The organism is Weizmannia agrestimuris (genome assembly GCF_943193165.1).
Classification (GTDB): domain Bacteria; phylum Bacillota; class Bacilli; order Bacillales; family Bacillaceae_C; genus Weizmannia; species Weizmannia faecalis.
The window spans coordinates 20160-40995 of the sequence record NZ_CALPDC010000027.1 but is presented as its reverse complement, the minus strand read 5'-3'; the positions used below and the strand labels follow the sequence as shown (position 1 = coordinate 40995).

General features: G+C 46.8%; 15 protein-coding genes and 1 pseudogene. 4 read left to right on the top strand and 12 right to left on the bottom strand.

From position 1 onward, the window contains the following. Positions 1–169: pseudogene (locus NFR98_RS10865) on the bottom strand (ISLre2 family transposase); the annotation flags it as partial. Positions 170–505: 336 nt separating this feature from the next. Between NFR98_RS10865 and NFR98_RS15775 the strand changes: the two are divergent. Beyond that, entirely contained in the window at positions 506–649 is a 144-nt protein-coding gene (locus NFR98_RS15775; RefSeq protein ID WP_013860706.1) for an Lmo0850 family protein, read from the top strand. Between the two features lie 97 nt (positions 650–746). Here NFR98_RS15775 and NFR98_RS10855 read toward each other — a convergent pair whose 3' ends face one another. The 3 genes from NFR98_RS10855 to NFR98_RS10845 form a co-directional block, all read right to left on the bottom strand. Beyond that, positions 747–2129: a hemolysin family protein gene (locus NFR98_RS10855; RefSeq protein WP_014096785.1), complete on the bottom strand. Its 1383-nt coding sequence runs from the start codon at positions 2127–2129 to the stop codon at positions 747–749. An 82-nt stretch (positions 2130–2211) separates the two neighbouring features. Then, positions 2212–2640, bottom strand: a complete 429-nt coding sequence (locus tag NFR98_RS10850; protein ID WP_017551150.1) for a MerR family transcriptional regulator — start codon at positions 2638–2640, stop codon at positions 2212–2214. A gap of 161 nt (positions 2641–2801) precedes the next feature. After that, complete coding sequence (locus tag NFR98_RS10845; protein ID WP_014096787.1) at positions 2802–4115, bottom strand: hemolysin family protein; 1314 nt, start codon at positions 4113–4115, stop codon at positions 2802–2804. 433 nt (positions 4116–4548) lie between these two features. On the opposite strand from NFR98_RS10845, the gene NFR98_RS10840 reads away from it, so the two are divergent. From NFR98_RS10840 to NFR98_RS10830, 3 genes are all read left to right on the top strand, one after another. After that, positions 4549–5322, top strand: a complete 774-nt coding sequence (locus NFR98_RS10840; protein ID WP_014096788.1) for a hypothetical protein — start codon at positions 4549–4551, stop codon at positions 5320–5322. A gap of 418 nt (positions 5323–5740) precedes the next feature. Continuing rightward, entirely contained in the window at positions 5741–6808 is a 1068-nt protein-coding gene (locus tag NFR98_RS10835; RefSeq protein WP_014096789.1) for a D-alanine--D-alanine ligase, read from the top strand. Positions 6809–6934: 126 nt separating this feature from the next. Next, the gene (locus tag NFR98_RS10830) at positions 6935–8311 is read left to right on the top strand and encodes a UDP-N-acetylmuramoyl-tripeptide--D-alanyl-D-alanine ligase (RefSeq protein ID WP_179234769.1); all 1377 of its coding nucleotides are present in this window, start codon (positions 6935–6937) and stop codon (positions 8309–8311) included. Between the two features lie 83 nt (positions 8312–8394). Here the strand turns inward: NFR98_RS10830 and NFR98_RS10825 are convergent, their stop codons facing one another. The 8 genes from NFR98_RS10825 to NFR98_RS10790 all read right to left on the bottom strand — a co-directional run bounded on the left by NFR98_RS10825 (position 8395) and on the right by NFR98_RS10790 (position 20836). Then, entirely contained in the window at positions 8395–10062 is a 1668-nt protein-coding gene (locus NFR98_RS10825; RefSeq protein ID WP_251460125.1) for a glycoside hydrolase family 13 protein, read from the bottom strand. Beyond that, complete coding sequence (locus tag NFR98_RS10820) at positions 10059–12341, bottom strand: glycoside hydrolase family 65 protein (RefSeq protein WP_251460123.1); 2283 nt, start codon at positions 12339–12341, stop codon at positions 10059–10061. The genes NFR98_RS10825 and NFR98_RS10820 overlap by 4 nt, the downstream gene beginning before the upstream one ends. 29 nt (positions 12342–12370) lie before the next feature. Further along, positions 12371–13213 carry a DUF1189 family protein gene (locus NFR98_RS10815; protein ID WP_179234766.1) on the bottom strand — a complete coding sequence of 281 codons (843 nt, stop codon included), beginning with the start codon at positions 13211–13213 and terminating at the stop codon, positions 12371–12373. 96 nt (positions 13214–13309) lie between these two features. Continuing rightward, positions 13310–14161: a sugar ABC transporter permease gene (locus NFR98_RS10810; protein ID WP_251460121.1), complete on the bottom strand. Its 852-nt coding sequence runs from the start codon at positions 14159–14161 to the stop codon at positions 13310–13312. A gap of 1 nt (position 14162) precedes the next feature. Beyond that, positions 14163–15470: a carbohydrate ABC transporter permease gene (locus NFR98_RS10805; RefSeq protein ID WP_251460119.1), complete on the bottom strand. Its 1308-nt coding sequence runs from the start codon at positions 15468–15470 to the stop codon at positions 14163–14165. Between the two features lie 382 nt (positions 15471–15852). Beyond that, on the bottom strand, positions 15853–17124 hold the full coding sequence (locus NFR98_RS10800) for an extracellular solute-binding protein (protein WP_014096796.1): 1272 nt from the start codon (positions 17122–17124) through the stop codon (positions 15853–15855). Between the two features lie 195 nt (positions 17125–17319). Then, positions 17320–19125, bottom strand: coding sequence for an alpha-glycosidase (locus tag NFR98_RS10795; RefSeq protein ID WP_179234765.1), 1806 nt, complete (start codon positions 19123–19125; stop codon positions 17320–17322). A 19-nt stretch (positions 19126–19144) separates the two neighbouring features. Further along, the gene (locus tag NFR98_RS10790) at positions 19145–20836 is read right to left on the bottom strand and encodes a glycoside hydrolase family 13 protein (RefSeq protein WP_179234764.1); all 1692 of its coding nucleotides are present in this window, start codon (positions 20834–20836) and stop codon (positions 19145–19147) included.

The following is a 20836-nucleotide window of genomic DNA, read 5'->3' as shown; positions in this document are numbered from 1 at the left end:
CCCAGCCTTCCTCCAACTTCTTTTGTTTAATTGTTTTATCTAACTCCTCAAATACATCCCCAACCCATTGTGTAAAAACCTTCTGCATCAGAATTTTAATTTGTTCTTCAAATTCCATAAGACTCTTTGTACCCTTTAATAATCCAGCAATTATTGATATAATATCCATGGGAAGACCTCTCTCTAGATGTTCATTCAAGGTGTACATTTAGATGATAGAGTGTCTTCCCATTTTTTTCCACTCATTTGCCCCTTCGAGTAAAATTTTACACATACAAGGAGACAGCTGCAACCGGTCTATTTGTTCTTCTCGCAGACTTATGAAAGGAAATCAAACAATTTTGATGAAAACCCTTATATTTTTTTAATTTTTTTGCTATATTAAGAGTAAGACAAGAAAATTTTCATAAAACTTTAAGAAATGCCGTGTAAAATCCTATATAGATGGGAATACATATACAGATAAGGAAACAGTACGGAAATCCATGATAGATGAGGTGGTCGTATGAAAAAAAACCATGATCATTTAATAAAGATGATATCGGCCTTTTCGGAAATGGGAATTAAAACCTCTTTTACGAAATCCCGGCTGGAATTGTTCGAAGTGCTGGAAGGGAGAAAGTTGCAACCGGTTTACAAAAAACATTAATTCCTGTTTTGCGGAGCGGAAAAACGCGGGCGACCAAGCGATCGTCCGCGTTTTTTTGGTTTTGGCTTGCACCGAGGCAGGTTTTTGCTGCCTTCCATTACTCAAAAGCTTTTAACATTTCAGGATGTCCGGATTCATTTTGAAGCATGGACACGGGTTCCTGTTTTGCAGTTTGAACCGCCGGCCGTGCCGCTTTCTTTTTCACCTCGATATAGCGGATATGCATATCTTCCATTTCACTGATCGTAAAGGTGTAATCCCCGAATTCAACCGTGTCGCCCTGCTTCGCCTCGATCTTTTTGGTTAAAATCCAGCCGCCGAGGGTATCAATGTCTTCATCGGAAATTTGTGTGCCGAGCAGGTCATTCACTTCACTGATCAGTACTTTCGAGTCGATAATAAAGTGACCGTCCTTGACTTTCCGGATCAGCGGCACCTCATCCATGTCAAATTCGTCACGGATTTCACCGACGATTTCCTCCAAAATATCCTCGACCGTCACAATGCCGCTCGTGCCGCCGTATTCATCAAGCAAGACGGCCATGTGAATGCGCTCTTTTTGCATCATGACGAGCAGCTCATTAATCGGAATCGTGTCGATCACGCGGATAATCGGCCGGACATACGCTTCCAGTGACGAAGGGGGAGCCTGTTTTTTCAGTACATCGGTTAAGACTTCCTTTAAATTGATGATCCCGATAATATGGTCCTTATCTCCGTCAATGACAGGGTAGCGGGTAAACCGTTCTTCCTGCACGAGGTCCATGAACGTCCGGAGGGAATCACCTTTGGAAAGGGAGACAATCTCGGTTCTTGGCACCATAATTTCTTTCGCAATCCGGTTATCAAACTCAAAAATTTTATTTACATATTTAAACTCTGATTGATTGATTTCACCATTTTTATAGCTTTCAGACAGGATAAACCGCAATTCCTCTTCCGTATGGGCGACGTCATGCCGGGATGCGGATTCCATCCCAACCATTTTTGTAATCAGGCCGGCAGAACTGTTCAATAGCCAAATAAACGGGTACATCAGCCTGTGGAACAAAATTAACGGCTTTGCTGCAAGAAACGTAATGGTTTCCGCTTTTTGAATCGCAACTGTTTTTGGTGCAAGTTCTCCTGCCACAACATGCACAAAGGTAATGACAGCAAAGGCAAGGATGACGGAGAAAACGGCGCCAAAAGACTCCGGAAGATGCAACAGCCCGAACACGGGGGCGAGAAGATGCGATACGGTTTCTTCTCCGATCCATCCGATCAGAAGCGAAATGATGGTGATGCCCAATTGGCAGGTCGATAAATACTCATCAAGATTTGTGATGATGTTTTTTACCGAAATCGCTTTTTTGTTTCCTTCTTCGATGAGTTGGTCAATCCGGGAACTTCTAATCTTTACGATTGCAAACTCTGAAGCTACAAAAAAAGCGGAAAGTGCGATTAATATAAAAATCAGCACCAATTTAAATATGTCCAAATAAGTTTCCCTGCTCCGAATAGAGACGGGGCAGGAGTCACCTCCTGTATTTTTACAAAATTGAATGATTCTATTCCCGATTTTAGTGCCAAACCACTTCCCTGTTTAAAATGGAGGAAAGGGACTGGACGAGTGCCAGGCTGTCTCCCGATAATTGATTGCGCAATGTTTCTTTTTGCGCTTCCGGCAGTTTTTCCAGATTCGGTGTTATATCCTTCAGTTCCGTATTGAGCTGTTTTAGCTGTTCGGAGAAGAGGTTCAATTGCTGGATTAAGGCATGTGCATTCAATATGCCGTTCCTTCTGCATTCCAGTTTGGCCCGGATCGCCTTCAGCGGAAGATGCATTTTTTTGCATTCTTCTATAAACTGCAGTTCGTTTACGGCGTTTTCGTCATAAATCCGGTAATTTGCACCGGTACGTTGTGGTTTTAACAGCCCGAGCCGGGTGTAGTAATCAATGGTCCGTTTTGAAACATTGGCAATGGATGCTAATTCCCCGATGCGGTACAAAGCCCCATTGGAATCACCCCAATCTCTGAAAAAGCACACTTATATTACGACTATTATAAAACATAAATACCATACAGTCAAACGTATCGGTTAGAAATAAAATGTAATTAGGAAAATTCAATTTATTCAAAAGCAGGAAAAACCAGGTTGCGCAGCCCCCGTTAGGAGGAAGCTGCTTCCTGTTTTTTTGATACTTCCACATACAGGACGTGCGAACCTTCCATATCTTTTACTTTAAAGTCATACGATTGGAACGGCACGGAATCGCCCTTTTTTAAATCGTATTTCTGTGTCAACAGCCATCCGCCGATCGTATCCACATCATCATCGGGAATTTCGATCGCAAGGAGGTCATTTACATCTTCAATCAGCACTTTGGCGTCCAAAATATAATGCGCATCCCCGATCTTTTGGATAAGCGGGATTTCATCCGTATCAAACTCGTCCCGGATTTCACCAACGATTTCCTCTAAAATGTCCTCGACTGTAATAATGCCGGCAGTCCCGCCATATTCATCCAGTAAAACGGCCATATGGGTGTTGTCCTTTTGCATGCGAGCAAGAACACCCTGAATCGGTACCGTTTCAATGACATGGATAATCGGATTAATATACGGTTCAATCGTCGCATCATCCCTGAGATCCGGGTTTGAAACACAATCCGTCAGCACTTCTTTCATGTTGAGCACGCCGATGACATTGTCCTTGTCCCCGTCTGTAACCGGGTAGCGTGTATATTTTTCAGATTGTGCCAGCCGGATGAGATCGGCAATCCGGTCACTCTTGTCGACCGTCACTACTTCTGTGCGGGGGACCATAATTTCTTTTGCGATCCGGTTATCGAATTCAAATATATTGTTGACATATTTATATTCGGACTGGTTAATTTCACCGCTTTTTAAGCTTTCCGACAGGATAATCCGCAGTTCTTCCTCCGAATGGGTGATTTCATTGTCCGATTGCATGTCGTAACCGAGCGCTTTTGTCACAAGCCGCGAAGACTTGTTCAGCGTCCACGTAAAGGGATACATGATTTTGTTGATGAAAATCAGCGGTTTGGCGACGAGCAGCACAATATTTTCTGCTGTCTGGATAGCAATATTTTTCGGTGCAAGCTCCCCAACCACGACGCTGAAAAAGGTGATGATGAGAAAAGAAAGAATAAAGGTCACCACGTGGATGAGTGTCCCGGGAACATGGAGTTTGATTAAAAGCGGATTAAAAATCACCCTTAATGTCGGCTCGCCCAGCCACCCAAGAACAAGAGAAATCACGGTGATGCCCAGCTGTGTTGTCGACAGATAGCTGTCCAGGCTGGAGATTACTTTTTTGGCGGAAGCGGCTTTTTTGTTGCCTTCCGCAATGAGCTGGTCAATTCTCGATGTTCGCACCCTTACGAGAGAAAATTCCGAGGCGACAAAAAACGCATTGGCCCCGATTAATAAGACAATAATAAGCAATTTGATCGTCAGCATGGTTTGTCCTGCCAAGAGATGCAAAAACGAATCGTTTTACATGGCCCCTGATTCGGCAAGACATGCACCTCCTTAAGAGACTCTTCCTGTATACTGTTCCCGAAAAACAGGAGAAAAAACGGGGCTTGCCCGGGAACAAGAAAGTAATTCGTCGTTTTCTGTATATTCCTATCCATATTTTGAATCATTTCAATCAGAACTGCAAGCACAAGGCGCATCTTCTCCCGGTAAAAATGATCATACTGGTTTAGGGGGTATATGGTTTTGCATTTAGTGGAAATACATTATAATCATCAGTGAGGATAAAGGATGCACGATTTTCAGATAGGAATGAAATAAAAATCCAATTTTTTTGCCAAATTTGTTAAAATAAAATTATGAGAACTGGCAGGTTTTAGTCCATAACATGTTCTGCACAATCGGGGGTAATCGTTTGAAAAACCATGGTGGCAACAGGGAGCTCATATATGTTCACGCGAATGAAGTGAATCACTATGTTTTATTGCACGGCATCTGTTTTTATGAATTTTACCATGCTTTTCCCAATTTGACGAATCTCCTTCTTCTCCGTCATCAATTTGAGGCAGGCACTGTAAATTTACATACGCTGTTTGAATATGCGGATGAGGAAACGATCGGGCGCCTGCTAGAAGAAGACATTTACAGCTACGGGGATTTTTGCTGGGTGGATTTTGAGGATGAGGAAGGGCTCGATCTGCTGGAGGGGTATGAAATTGCGGAACTGCTGTATCTGAGCCATATGAAACATCATTTGCGGATGCCTTTTTACCGGAAATTAAATAACCATTTCGTCTATTTATCGCAGGATGACGGCTACTACAGCAAAATTTATTTCCGTTCTTTCCGTGATTTTTATGCGATGCTTGGCTATGTGGTTGCCGAGCGGATCAACAGGATCAAAGGAGAGAAACCGTTTCTGTTCGGGCGGAAAAAGCGGAAAGCATTGCCCGCTATCCCGGTGGAGGTGCTGTTGCCGCTTTCGGAGAAGATGAAGGAAGGGATGGTTATTTCGATGGAATATGCCGTGCAGACCCGGGTGCAAATTGAAATCCCGTTTTGGACGATCGGCGATTTTCATGATATGGATGAAATGCACGAAGAATATGCCGCCATCTCCGGCACGCCAATCGATGGAAAAATGGTCTATGATCGCAGGATGCAGGAATGGAAAATTTTAATTCATTAGACGTCCATGCTGCAGTGAAAAGTAGCTGGCGCGTTTTACGATAGAAAAGCGGGGAAGGAAGCCACCCCGCTTTTCATGATGCAAAATCCTCTTCAACGTCAGGGCCGATCCCCCGCATTTCAATGGTATCGGGTCCTGTTTTATTTTTAAAATGGATAGCGGCGGAAAACCTTTTTAGTAAAACCATCTTTAGGGCTGCAGACGACGGCGTTTTTTAACGGGCACCATCTTTCAAGTCGCAAAGCGCAACGGGAAACAGCCCCCTTTAAAAAAATCCTGAACAAATCGTGTTACACAAATGCCCGTTTTGCCATACAATAGGGAAGAAACTGAACAAATCAAAATGGCAAATTTGGCGCACACCGGGTGTGTAAAATGTTAAAATAGGAATATCCTGTTCGTATGATGGAGGATGACAATGAAAAAGAAAATCTGTTTGCTTTACGGCGGGAAATCCGCTGAACACGAAGTATCCCTGCAAACCGCCAAAGCTGTAATACAGGCCTTGGATCACGAAAAATACGATATTTACCCCATCTTCATTACAACGGAAGGGGACTGGATAAAAGGGCCGCTTTTAACCGGACCTGTTGAAACCGTGAAACAACTTGAGTTCCGTGACGGAAAGAAAATGGCCCCCAATGCGCTGTCAACCACTGTATCGGGTGAAAAAGGCGGCTATGACGTCATTTTTCCGCTGCTGCACGGGCCAAACGGGGAAGACGGCACCGTACAGGGCATGCTTGAACTGTTAAACCTGCCGTATGTCGGAAACGGCGTGCTTGCCTCTTCAGCCGGAATGGATAAAGTAATTATGAAAAACCTGTTTGCACAAGCCGGGCTCGACCAAGTGAAATATGTTTCTTTTATCCGGAGTGAATGGGAAAATGCGCTCGAAACCTGTTTTCAACAAGTGGAAGAAAAGACCGGCTACCCTTGTTTCGTCAAACCAGCGAATCTCGGTTCAAGCGTCGGGATCAGTAAGTGTAAAAACCGCACGGAGTTGGAAGCAGCATTTAAGGAAGCCTTTCAGTACGACCGGAAAATCATTGTCGAAGAAGGCGTCACGGCCAGGGAAATTGAACTTGGCGTGATCGGGAATGACGATCCGCAATGTTCCGTTGCCGGCGAAATTGTCGCGAAAAAAGATTTTTACGATTATAAAGCGAAATACGAAGACGGGGAAACGGCGTTAATCATTCCGGCCGATATTCCCGAAAAAGTGTATAAAAAATGTACCGAAGCTGCGATTACAGCATTTAAAGCACTCGACTGCTCGGGGCTGGTGCGTGCTGACTTTTTTGTGACAGAAGACGAACGGGTGATCATCAATGAAATCAATACGATGCCCGGATTTACACCGTTCAGCATGTTTCCGCTTCTGTGGAAAGAGGCAGGGCTGGATTACCCGCAGCTGATCGAAAAGCTGATTGAACTTGCCCTGGAGCGACATGCGGAAAAACAGCGGATTAAATATACTTTGTAACGGGGTTTGGAACCATTCTGAATGGTTCCCGTTCTGAATTTTAAGCGGACGAGATACTTTCCAAATCTTAGTTTGGAACCATTCTGAATGGTTCCCGTTCTGTTTTCAAGGAGGAAAAGAGCGAAAATGATCAGACGGACGATCCGGGAAATGACCGGAATGATCCATGTGGAAAACGGGGAACAACTGCAGCACAACGAAACGCTTGTACATGGCGTATGCATTGATTCGCGCAAAATCGAAAAAGGGAATCTGTATGTGCCGCTTACTGGCAGACATGCGGACGGCCATCAATATGTGGAAGACGCGTTCCGCAGAGGCGCAGCTGCATCCCTCTGGCAAAAAGATGTGCCAAACCCGCCGGCGAACGTGCCGCTTCTTATCGTGGAAGACACAGAGAAGAGCTTGCAAGAACTGTCAAAAAGCTACCGGAACGCCTTGCGGGCAAAAGTTGTCGGCATTACCGGCAGCAACGGCAAAACGACAACAAAAGATATGGTCGCCTCCGTCCTTTCCGAAAAATTTAAAGTGCAAAAAACGGAAGGCAATTTTAACAACCACCAGGGCGTTCCGTTAACGCTTTTGTCCCTTGATGAAGACACGGAAATCGCCGTAGTGGAAATGGGCATGAGTGCAAAAGGGGAAATTTCTTTCCTCACATCGATTGCCCGCCCGGATGTGGCCATTATTACAAATATCGGTGAGGCGCATATTCAAAATCTCGGTTCCCGTGAAGCGATTGCCGATGCAAAACTCGAAATTACAGAAGGCCTTCCGGAAAACGGGCTGCTGATCTATATGGGGGATGAACCGCTTTTGCAGGAACGGGTGCCAAACATTACCGGCATCCGAACAAAGACGTTTGGCAAAGGGCACGGAAATGATCTTTATCCGGTGGAATGGAAACAAGAGACAAGCGGCAGCGCGTTCCGGACAAATGCATCGGAAGATATCGATTTTTATCTGCCGGTCCTTGGTGAATACAATGTCATCAATTCGCTTGCCGCCATTCTTGCCGGCCGCGAGTTTGGCATGCCATTTGAGGAAATCCGCGCAGGGCTTGGGAAAACGAGGCTGAGCGAAATGCGGATGGAAATGGCGGACGGCATCAACGGTTCAAAAATTATCAACGATGCATATAATGCAAGCCCGACGTCGATGCGTGCGGCCATCCGGCTTGTGGAGCAGTTTGAAGGAACGGGCCGGAAAATCCTCGTGCTCGGGGATATGCTTGAACTGGGCGAAAAGGAAGCGGCGTTTCACAGGGAGGTTGGCTGCGACTTGAATCCCGAAAAAATTGATTTTGTTTTTACATATGGCAAGTTGGGCCGTCTGATCGCGGATGCTTGCGATTTTCCGGACAACCGTGTGTTTGCATTTGAGGACAAGAAGCGGTTGATCGATATGTTGAAAGGAAAAATCGGAGCCGGCGATTTGATTCTGGTCAAAGCCTCAAGAGGCATGCAGCTAGAAGAAGTGGTAAAGGCCATTACAGTTTCATAAAGGAAACAGCAAAGAGCCCCTCATACGCAGTATGGAGGCTCTTTGCATAAAAAGGCCATCGGGCAAAAACCGCACGCAAAAAACTATTTTTCCAGATAGTAAATGGCCGCTTCATACGGGCGGAACAGCGTGCTTGTGCCAGTATCTTCATAGTTTCCAAGCAGCAGGTTCCAGTTGCCATCCGGTTGATCAAAGCTTACCGTGTTTTCGCTTAAGTTGGCGGCAACGAGCAGCTTTTCCGATTCATTCTCCCTCGTGTATACGTACAAATGCGGATGGTCCGGCATCAGCAGCTCATACCGGCCGTTTGTAAACACATCATATGTATGCCGCAGCTTGATCAGAGATTGATAGTAATAAAAAATCGAATTCGAATCTTGAAGCGCTTTTGCTACGTTGATCTCCGGATAGCGGGCGTTCACTTTAAGCCACGGTTTTCCGGTTGTAAATCCGGCATTCGGACCGCTGTCCCACTGCATCGGCGTCCGTGCATTGTCACGTCCTTTTTTTCGGACAGCTGTTAAAAATTCATCCTTCGTCATGATTTGATTTTCCAGTACGAGTTCTTGATAAGCATTCCGGATTTCAATATCATCATATTCTTCGAGTTCAAGCGCGGCATTCACCATCCCGATTTCTTCCCCCTGGTAAATAAAAGGGGTCCCTTTCAGTCCGTGCAAAATGGTGGCAAACGCTTTTGCACATTCCGCCCGGTACGTTGTATCATTGCCCCAGCGCGATACAACCCTTGCCTGGTCATGGTTTTCAAAGTAGAGCGCATTCCAGCCGGTATCCGCGAGCGCATATTGCCAGCGGGAAAGGATTTGTTTCAATTCAATGAGGTCAAAAGGCTTCAGAGCCCATTTGCCGGCAGGGCTGCCTGGTTTCGTATCGACATCCATATGTTCAAAGTTAAAAATCATATTGAGTTCATGGCGGTCCGGCCCCGTATATTTCTTGGCGATTTCGACATCGGATCCAATGGCCTCCCCGACAGTCATGCAGTCGTATTTCGACAGCACTTCGCGGTTCATTTCCTGGATGAACGCATGGAGGCGCGGCCCGTTTGCATGATACTTGCCAATGTCGTATTTTTGCCCTTCCGGAAGTTCATAATCAGGAAAATCAAGAAACTTGGAAATCGAGCCGATCACATCCATGCGCCAGCCGTCCACCCCTTTATCCATCCAGAACTTCATCATATCGTAAATCTCTTTCCGCACTTTTTCGTTTTCCCAGTTTAAGTCAGGCTGTTTCTTTGAAAAATAGTGCAAATAGTATTGCCCGGTTGTTTCGTCGTACTCCCAGGCGGAACCGGAAAACATCGAACCCCAGTTGTTCGGGGGGGTGCCGTCCGGTTTCGGGTCTTTCCAAAAATAAAAGTCGCGGTACGGATTATCCTTCGATTTCCGGCTTTCGACAAACCAGGCATGTTCATCGGAGGTATGGTTCACGACAAGATCCATTACGATTTTAATCCCGCGTGCATGGGCTTCGTCAAGCAGGCGGTCTATATCTTCATTTGTCCCGAACATCTTGTCGATCTTGCGGTAGTCACGGATGTCGTAACCATTGTCATCCTGCGGCGAGTCGTACACCGGGCTGATCCAGATGCAGTCGATCCCAAGTTTCTTCAAATAGTCGAGCTTATCCATAATTCCCCGCAAATCGCCGATCCCGTCACCATTTGTATCATAAAAACTACGCGGGTAAATCTGGTAAACAACGGCTTTTTTCCACCATTCTGTCATGACAGCCCATACTCCTTCGTGTACGTATTTGTTAGATGGATGAATTCCCCGTATAACTTCAATTCAAGCGGTTCGCCTTCCAAAAGGGAGATGGTGACTTCTTTTTTGTTTACTTTCACTTCAAGGAGGCGGTGCCGGTAATTGATTTTAAATGCGTATTCATCCCAGTCTTTCGGTAAAAACGGCACAAACGACAATGTTTCATGGAAGGTGCGCATGCCGGCAAACCCGTGGACAATGGAAAGCCAGCTTCCGGTCATGGACGTGATGTGCAGCCCGTCTTCCGTATCATGGTTATAGTTGTCAAGATCAAGCCGGGACGTGCGCTTATACAGTTCGACCGCTTTGTCTTCTTTTCGAAGCTCAGCCGCTAGAATCGCATGGACGCACGGGGAGAGGCTCGATTCATGGACGGTGAGCGGTTCGTAAAATTCAAAATGGCGCCGCTTTTCTTCTATTGTAAACGCATCATTGAAGAAATAAAACCCTTGCAGTACGTCAGCCTGCTTAATATAACAGGAGCGCAGAATCCGGTCCCATGACCAGTGCTGATTGAGCGGCAGATCTTCTTTCGGGAGGCAGCTAACTGGTTTGATCGGTTTATCCAGGAAGCCGTCCTGTTGTAGAAAAATGCCCAGCTCTTCATCATACGGAAAATACATCCGGTCGATAATATCCTGCCAATGCGCGCGTTCTTCTTCCGTAATATTCAGCGCGGCTGCTTTTTCCGCACCGGTAAAATCAAGGGACGCAAGGGTATATTTAAGCGTCCAGACGGCAATCCGGTTTGTGTACCAGTTGTTGTTGACGTTGTTTTCATACTCGTTCGGGCCGGTGACGCCATGGATCATGTATTTTTTCTTTCGCTCGGAAAAATGGACACGGTCGGCGAAAAAGCGGCTGATCCCGACGAGGACGTCAATCCCGTACTGGCTGATGTAGTCTTTGTCGCCGGTGTAATTGACATAATTGTAAATGGCATAAGCAATGGCGCCGTTCCGGTGAATTTCTTCGAATGTGATTTCCCATTCGTTATGGCATTCGATCCCGGTAAAGGTGACCATCGGATATAAAGCGCCTTTCAGCCCGAGTTTTTTTGCGTTTTCATACGCTTCTGGAAGCTGATGGTAGCGGTAGAGCAGTAAATTTCTTGTGACTTCCGGCGTGGCAACGGCCAGATACATGGGTACGGCATAGGCTTCTGTATCCCAGTACGTCGCGCCGCCGTATTTTTCGCCGGTGAAACCTTTCGGGCCGATGTTTAAGCGCGGATCATCGCCGTAATAGGTCGAAAAAAGCTGGAATAGGTTAAAGCGGATCCCTTGCTGGGCTTCCGGATCGCCGGAAATGCGGACGTCTGCTTTCTCCCACCGTTTATGCCAGGCTGCTGCGTGCTCCTCGTACAGCTTTTCGTACCCGTTTTCCAAAGCCTGTTCAAGCAATTCGTAGGCGCGGGGGAGGAGCGCATCTTTTTCATAGTCCCGGCTTGTCGTGACAGAAACGATTTTATCCAGAAGGAGCGACTCGTTTTCGCCGAGCGTTTTTTCATATACGTGGCCGGCATAAAGCGTATCCGACTCACAGGAAGCAAGCGTTGCCTCCGTCAGATTGCCCATGGCGGCAGCTACGGTAAAACGGGGAACACCGAACGGGTTTTCAATTGTTTCCGTGACAACCGCGGCCTTGTCTTCCGTTGCTTCAGACTGGATTTCCGTCCAGAACATTTCATCATAATTGGCGTCTTCGTTTTTGACATTGCCGTCCAGGAAAGGTTTTAACGTGAGGACGGCCGGATTGCCAAGATTGGTGGCACGGATTCGGATCGCGGCAATTTCTTTATAGACAATGCTGAAAAAACGTTCAAATTCAATTTTGACTTTCTTGCCGGACTTTTCGACAAGATAGGAATGGCGCAAGACGGCATTTTTCATATCAAGTTCCAGTTGAAATTGTTCGAGCGGGTCCAGAAACAGGTCAATTTCCTCTTGATCAATCCAGACGCGCAACCCGACAAGATTGACTGCGTTAATGACCTTTCCGAAATAATCGGGATAGCCGACTTTCCACCAGCCCACCCTTGTTTTATCCGGGTACCAGACCCCTGCAATATACGTGCCCTGGTGATGGTCCCCGGAATAAGACTCCTCGAAATTCCCGCGCATTCCCATATAGCCGTTTCCTAAAGAAGTGATGCTTTCCTGAAGCCGAATATGTTCACGGTGGAGCTTCGTTGTTTTTAAAGTCCATTCATCTACATCGAAAAGCCGGTTATAATACATGAGAAATCCTCCTCGTCAGCATCTTGTATTTACATGTCGTCCGCCAGAAATTTTGTTTTTAAAAAAATCATCGCAATGAAAAGCACCATGCCCAGTGATTGGATCATCATCATCGTTGCAGCACCTACGCCGGCAAAGCCTGCCAACATGGCAATAATGGACGGAACCCCTGCTGCAGATAGTGTAATGGTTGCAGCCTGTCTCAATGACCGGATGCCGGAAGAACTTGAAAAACGTGTCAGCCAAAGTATCAGGGACACTGCCCCCATTAAAAGTATATTGCTGAAAAGAAACAGGATTCCGATCAGGCATGAAACAAGCGGAATCAGGTTGACTTTATATTGCCGGAACCAGAGAGCGCCGGCAAAAGAAGCAAGGTCACGGCCGTTTTGGATCGTGATCTTCTCGTTTCCGGCCGGGTAGCGGACGGAAAAGCCAAAGCCGTTTTCATCAGCCAGAATGAGCCGGTCTTTCCGGAAAAGGAGCGCATTTTTGTAATGCGTGACTTTTGTATGGTAACGGCTTTCTGAAACGGCAGCGGTTTTGCCCGGGTCAAAGGAGATAATCGTATCTCCGTGATCCTTTGTCCACGCGTTGCTGGATTGGAGCATGCCGTTTTGAAAGGAAAGGACGGCGTTTTGCCCGGTATATCCGGTTTGCACTGCTTCGTATAAATGCGGCGCCACTTGCTTTAAACTGATATTTCCTGCCCGCGCAAAAGAGAGTGAAAGCGGGGCAATCAGGCAGGCGTTTAAAAAGAAAAAAATGAGAATCAGTTTCCAAACGCCAAGCGCGCCCCGGTGCCGGAAGATTTTTACGGGTGAAACGATCGTCGCAAAATAACCAGCAGGGAATCTTTGAATCTGTTCCATAAGCAATCCCACATTTCAATAAAGTATGCTATGTTTTTTACAAGTTTTTTCCGCCCGGACCGGCAGCTGTTAAAGCTGTCCATCCCGTTACGCCCTTTATCCTTTTGTGCCGCCCGACGTCAGCCCGGATACAAAGTTTTTTTGCAGGAAGAAAAACAAAATACAGATTGGCAGCGCGGCTAAAATGGCGCCGGCAGCAAAGAGCGTCACCTTTTGCTGGGTCGGGTTGGAAATAAATTGCTGGAGGCCGACTGCCACGGTTAAATGTTCCGGTGTCCGGAGCAAAAATTTGGCCAGCAAAAAATCCCCGAACGGCCCCATAAATGCCCAGAGTGCCTGGACGGCAAGCATCGGTTTAACAAGCGGGAGCACAATTTGCCAAAATACGCGCAAATGGCCGGCCCCGTCAATTCTTGCAGATTCGTCCAAATCGCGCGGCACCGTATCGAAATACCCTTTCATCAGCCACGTATTCATCGGAATGCCGCCGCCAACATAAAGCAAGGTTAAAAACCAGTACGTGTCCAGCGCGTCCAGGATATTCGCCAGTACATAAAATGCGGTCAGGGCCGCCATTGTCGGAACCATTTGGATGATCAGGAAAAAGACAAGGCTGTACTTTCTTCCTTTAAAACGGTAGCGGCTGTAAGTGTAGCCAGCAAGGGTCACGATGACGACCTGCAAAACCATCGTTGCAACCGCGATGATAAGCGTGTTTTTATACCATTCCGGATACAGCGTCTGGGTAAACAGCTGGCGAAAATTGTCCAATGTCCAATGGGAATGAAAATCCAGCTGGAAGGAAACGATATTGGATTCCCGGAAAGCAGACGACGCCGTAATCAGCAGCGGGTACAGAATGATCACACTTAACAGGATTAAAAACGCATAGGTGAAAAACCGGTTCCAGAAACGGGTGAATTTTTGATTTTTCATTAACGCCTTCATACTACATCATCTCCTCATTGCCGAAAGCGTTCGTCTTTTTAAAGGCGATCATCGAGACGGCAATTACAATAAATGAAATCATAAGGGTAATCGCCGCGGCCATCGCGTACTGCGGCGATGTCCCGGTCGTCAGTTTATAAATCCAGGAAATTAAAATATCGCTCGACCCGGCCCCCGCTCCAACACTGCCCGGCCCGCCGTTATTAAAGAGATAAATAATCGTGAAGTTATTGAAATTAAATGTGTACTGGGTGATCAGAACAGGCGCGGTGGCAAATAAAATCATCGGCAGGGTAATCCTGCGGAACTTTTGCCAGAAATTCGCGCCGTCAATGATGGCGGCTTCGTATAAATCGCCCGGAATCGACTGCAGAACGCCGGTGACCATCACATAAATATACGGGAAACCGAGCCATGTCTGGATCATGATCAAGGCCACTTTTGTCCAGAACGGATCCGTTTTCCACGAGATGGCCGGAATGTCGGTAAACAGAAGATGGTTGAGCAGCGGAATGACCTGGGCATTGATGGCACCGATACTGTCATTGAAAATGTTGGAAAAGCTCATAATGGTAATAAAGGCCGGCACCGCCCATGGCAGCAAAAAAATGATCCGAAACAGCTTTTTCCCTTTGATAAAAGGCTGGTTTACCACACAGGCTGTTAAAATGCCGAGCACAATCTGGCCGGTGGTCGCGCATAATGTCCAGATGATTGTCCAGCTGAGCACACTTGTAAACGTGGCCCGATACGAGCTAAGCGAAAAAATATTTAAGAAATTTTTGATCCCGACCCAGTCAATCAAGCGGAAAGGCGGAATATGATAAAAATCATAGTTTGTAAAAGCAGTGAACAGCGTCACAAGCACAGGAAAAATGATGACGAATGTCATGGCCACATAGGCCGGAATCGTCAGCAAATAAGGAAAGCCTGCATCCCATGCGTTTTTTAAAATGGCCTTGGTGGATGTGTTGGCTGTCCCCTTTAAGTTCCAGATGGCGGCAACACGCCGGGCATCATAAATATTCAGCAAATAAAAAGCTAGAAAAATTGCGATCAAAATGATTTGCAGGGAACCCTTGATCATCAGAAACAGCGAATGGTCAACCCGCGGGACAGAACCCAGCGTGATAAAATCGTTTATTGCCGGGATGCCTGCTACGATCATTTGGATGGCAAAAAGGATAAAAATAGCCAGAAAAAGGACGCCTTTAAAAGGCTGCTTGTTATAAAACTGGCCGAGCCCCGGAATCAGGGAGAAGAAGCCGGCTTTTCGGACATCCTTCAGTTTATTCGGTTCGGTTTCCATTTTGATTACCTCGTTTCTATATTGGTCTTTCCAAAAAATCCCGCTGGCAGATTTTCATGCTGCAGCTATAGAAAATGAGCGAAACATGGCTACTTTGTGCCTTTTGCAAATGGATGACTTGGTCTTACGTCCATGTGATACAGCGCTGCAGTTTTGCGGCAGGGACACCTTTTTGAAAATATTTCATTTTTTGTTGGCAGCAGATTTTTGTGGTCCGGATGCCAATCTTGAAAATACGCGCAGTTGACTTATGTTACTGGTGCTTTTTGCAACATGGACGCCAAACCTGGAAGTTTACACGGCTTTCAACCTGCTAACGGCCTAGCACCATATTTTGAAAACCAGGTGGAGCGTATCCCCACCTGGAAATGGATAAAGCGGATTATTTATTGGAATACTTTTGGGAAATATTGTCTTTGATCGTCTTCACCGCTGCATCGGCTGCCTGCTTTGGTGTTTTCTTGCCGCTCGCTGCGTCAAACATCGTCGATTCCATACCGGTCCAGACTTCTGCCATTTCCGGAACGTTCGGCATCGGCTGGTCGGATTTGTACTGTTCAACAACCGCTTTTGTCAGTTCATCATTTGTCGCAGCCGCTTTTTCGCGCGCAGTCGGGTTGGCAGGGATTTCTTTGTATTTTTCATAGAATTTGTAGCTGTTTGCGGAGTTGGTGACGTATTGAATCCATTTTTCCGCAAGTTTCGGTTCTTTCGTATAGTTGGAAGCAACCCATCCTTTTCCGCCGCCGAATGCTTCGTACTTGTGGCCGTTTGGAAGCGTCGGGATCGGGGCTACGCCGTAATTTACTTTTGCTTTCGCGTAGGTGTCCGCCGACCAAGGACCGTCAATGACGGCAGCCGCTTTGCCTTTTGAGAATTCTTCTGTTACAAAGTCGCCGGAGCTTTTTGTATCTTTCATTCCTTTTGGCCAAATATCTTTAAACCAGTGTGTGGCGTACGTAATGGCTTTTACGGAACCGGCATTGTTCAACCCGATATCTTTTGTGTTTGTGCCGTTATCGCCGAACACATAGCCACCGTAACCCGCGAGCAAGCCGTAAGAATAGTAGAAGTCCGTCCATTTAACAAGGAATCCTGTATTCTTTCCGGATTCGGATGAAAAATTATATTTGCTGTCTTTCGCCAATTTTTCAAGATCGGCAAATGTTTTTGGCGGGCTTTTCAACAAATCTTTGTTGTAATAAAGGACGAGCGTTTCAATGACGAACGGGACGCCGTAAACTTTGTTGTCGATCATGACTTGGCGCTGGTCTTTTGCATCATAGGCGCTAACATCTTTTTTGGACAGTTTAAGCAGATGCCCCTGCTGGCCGAGTCCGCCGATCCGGTCATAAGAAGCGAGCATCACATCTGGGGCTTTTCCTGCCGGGCCGTCCAAAGGCAGTGCTTCCAGCTGGTCAAACATCGGCTTTTTGACCACTTTTACAGTACAATTGTTTTTCTTTTCAAAATCGCCCTTAATACTGTTGACATAATCGGCATAAGATTCTTCCACGGAAACCGTGAGCGTCTTTTTGCCACCGCTGTCTTGAGAAGATCCGCTGTTTGTTTTTTTCGATCCCCCGCACGCGGCGAGCGCCATGATGACGCCCAAGACAAGCGTAAGCACGAACAGCTTCTTGAATACTTTCATTTCATGAACCTCCCTTTTTTGGTACAACTTTATTATAGAAGAGAGTGGAAAACGGTTACAATGTAAAATTTTCTGTTAACGGTAACAAAATGAAAAGCCCCCTGCCAATTATCCGGCAGGGGGGAGGGGTAGTTTGTGATTTTTAAAATCGCAATGGGAAGCGACGAATGGGTTTCAAGAACGCTACGGTCAGGGTCAGTTTGTGATTTCCAGAATCGCAAAGTCCATTGGCGGGAGGACAAGGGTTTTGCTTGAAACCGGTTTGTTTTCCCACGCGTCTTTTACGGTGTCCGGTTTTACATCCAGCTCGCTCCACGGGATGGCCTGTTCTTGGTCCGACCGGTTAAAGGCAAACAGCAAGGTGCATTTTTCCCCTTTGCGCAGGAAGCTGACCACTTGTTTTTCGTTATCGGTTTTCAGCCAGACGAGATCGCCGTATGTCAAGGTTTGTTGATGGTCTTTCCGGAAGCGGATCAGCTTTTTCATAAATGCGAGCATGTCGCGGTCCTGCTTGTCTTCATCCCAGACCATGCATTTCCGGCAAAGCGGGTCACCTGCGCCGTCTATTCCGACCTCGGTGCCGTAATAAATGCACGGCGAACCGGTATGCGCGAACGTAAAGGCAAGGGCAAGCTTCACCTTTTGCTTGTCGCCGCCTGCCTTTGTCAAAATCCGCGGGGTGTCATGGCTGTCAAGCATATTAAACAAAACCTCGTTGTTGGACTGCGTATAATGCATAAACTGCTGGTTGAGGCTGTGCATCAGTTTTTCGGCGGAAATTTTTTCATCCACAAAGTATTCAATTATCGTCTGCGTAAATGGATAATTCATGACCGAATGAAACTCATCGCCTAAAAGCCAGGGCCACGCATCATGCCAAATTTCGCCGAGAATAAAAACATTCGGTTTTTCGCTTACAACAGCCTGGTGGAATTTTTTCCAAAAAGCATGGTCGACTTCGTTGGCGACATCAAGGCGCCAGCCGTCGATGTCAAATTCACGGATCCAGTAAGTCGCAATATCGAGCAAATGCTGTTGCACTTCGGGATTGGCCGTATTCAGCTTCGGCATGCTTGTCGTAAAAGCAAACGTATCAAACGAAAGCGTATCATGCCCGTCAATGTTCCCGTTTTCGCCTTCGCGGACCGGGAAAGAGTGGATATGGAACCAGTCTTTGTAGCGCGATTTCTCCCCGTTTTTCATCACATCCTGCCACTGTTTTGAATTTTTCCCAATATGGTTGAACACCGCATCGAGCATAATCCGGATCCCGCGCTTGTGGGCTTCTTCCACCAGTTTGCGGAATGTTTCTTTATCGCCGAAATGTGGGTCAATCGTAAAATAGTCGAATGTATCGTATTTATGATTGGAAGGGGCTTCGAAAATCGGCGTCAAATAAATCCCGTTAATGCCAAGATCGGCGAGATAATCGAGATGGCCGATGATCCCCTCGAGGTCGCCGCCGAAAAAGTCGTCCACGCCCGGGTCTTTGCTTCCCCACGGCAGGGCATTTTCCGGAGAAATGGCGGGATTTCCGTTTGCAAACCGTTCAGGAAAAATCTGGTACCAAATGGTGGACTTCACCCAGTCAGGCGCCTTGAACATATCGGTTTCGTGCATAAACGGAAATTTAAAATAATAGTCGGGCACCCGCAGTGTATCTTCATTTGCCGGGTAAAAGCCGCGCCCGCCATAAAAAATGTCGCTGCCATCCGTGCCGGTAAGGATAAAGGCGTACTGCAGGCGGCGGTGCGGCGGACGGACTTCGGCAAACCAGACATCGTGCGCCTCTGTTTCAGCCTTTTTTTCCATTTCAAGGCGTTCAGATTCCCAGTGGTATTCCCCGTCTTCCTTTTTTTTAAATAAATACGGGTCTCCCCAAATGAGGACGGCTTTCTGAATGTCCCCTTTTTTCGTGCGCAGCTTCAGGTGCATCGTTTTTTTGTCATATATATACGCATCCGCGCTGAACGGCTGATGAAAAATTCCTGCAAGTTCCATCTTTTCTCCTCCTCTTATGCTACTTTTGTAATAAAACAAAGCATTCAAAAGGTGATAGCACCAGTTTGCTTAGCACCGCTTTGCCGCGATCGCCGTTGTTATTGAGCAGACATGCCCATCTGTGGCGGGTAAGTTCCGGGCAGGTAAAGGTCTGCAGTTTTTTCGATGTATTGCAGACAATCATGGCACAGCTGCCTTCATGCTTCCGTATATACGCGTAGATGTCCGGGTCCTCATCAGCCAGCATTTCCCAGCTGCCGGCCGTAAAGACAGGCATTGATTTTTTCAGTTCGATCAGCTTCCGGTAATAATGCAGCACGGAGCCGGGATCTTTTTCCTGCGCCGCTACGTTCACGGTCCGCGTATCTTCATTGATGCCGAGCCACGGAGCATATGTAGAAAAGCCGCCGTATCGATCATTGTTCCACTGCATGGCGCCTCTTGACGTATCTTTAGAGCGCTGTTGCACCATTTTTAAAATTTCTTCCTCCGCATAGCCTTTCTTTTTCGCAATTGTGGCAAGCCCTTTGATACTTGGGTCCTCATAGTCTTGGAGCCGCGGGAGCTTCAAGTTCACCATGCCGATTTCTTCGCCCTGCAGCAAAATCGGCAGCCCCCATTGCAAATACATCAAAGTAGCAAGCATCTTTGCGCTTTTTTCCCGGTATTTACCTTCGTCCCCGAAACGCGACAAGGCCCGCGGCATATCATGATTATTCCAGTAGAGCGAATTGAAGCCTTCCCCGTACAAGTCATGTTGCCACTGGGACATCGCTTTTTTAAAAGCAAGCAAGTCCCATTTTCCCTGTTGCCAGTTTTGCGGAATGCCAGGTTTTTTTGCTTCTGTGTCAAACCCTAAGTAGTTAAAGGTAATGATGCAGTCGCATTCTTCGCGGTCCGGCCTTGAATAAAGCCGGGCAAGCTTCGTGTCGGCGGAAGCTGTTTCCCCGATTAAAAAAGCTTCTGGATGCTTCGCTTTAATCGTACGGTTAAATTCACGGATATAATCATGGACACGCGGCAGGTTGGCATAATACTGTTCTGCAAGCACAAAGGCTTCTTCCGATTTTGTTTTAACGGGAAGAAAACGGGTGTCCTTTGCCAGGTGAATGACCGCATCCAGCCGGAATCCGTCCACACCTTTATCCAGCCAGAATAGGGCGATTTTTGCCATTTCTTCGCGCACTTTTTTGTTCTCCCAGTTCAGATCGGGCATTTTGTCGCTGAACAGATGAAAATAATATTGCCCGGTTTGTTGATCCAATGTCCATGTGCTGCCGCCGAAAAAGCTCGCCCAGTTCGTCGGTTCACGCCCTTTGACAGGGTCATGCCAAATGTAGTAATCCCTGTACGGATTTTCTTTGCTTTTCCGCGCTTCTTGGAACCACGGGTGGCGGTCTGACGTATGGTTCAGCACAAGGTCCAGAATGATTTTAAGCCCGCGTTTTTTCGCTTCCTTGATCAGGTGTTCCACATCTTCCATCGTGCCGAAAACCGGGTCGATTTTTTCGTAGTTGCTGACATCATAGCCATTGTCCACATGCGGCGATTCAAAAATTGGATTGAGCCAGATGGCCGTTGCCCCGAGATCGCGGATATAATCCAGCTTTTCAATGATGCCCGGGATATCGCCCACGCCGTCCCCGTTTGAATCTTTGAAACTGCGCGGATATACCTGATAAATGACATCTTTCCACCACGCATCTTGCAA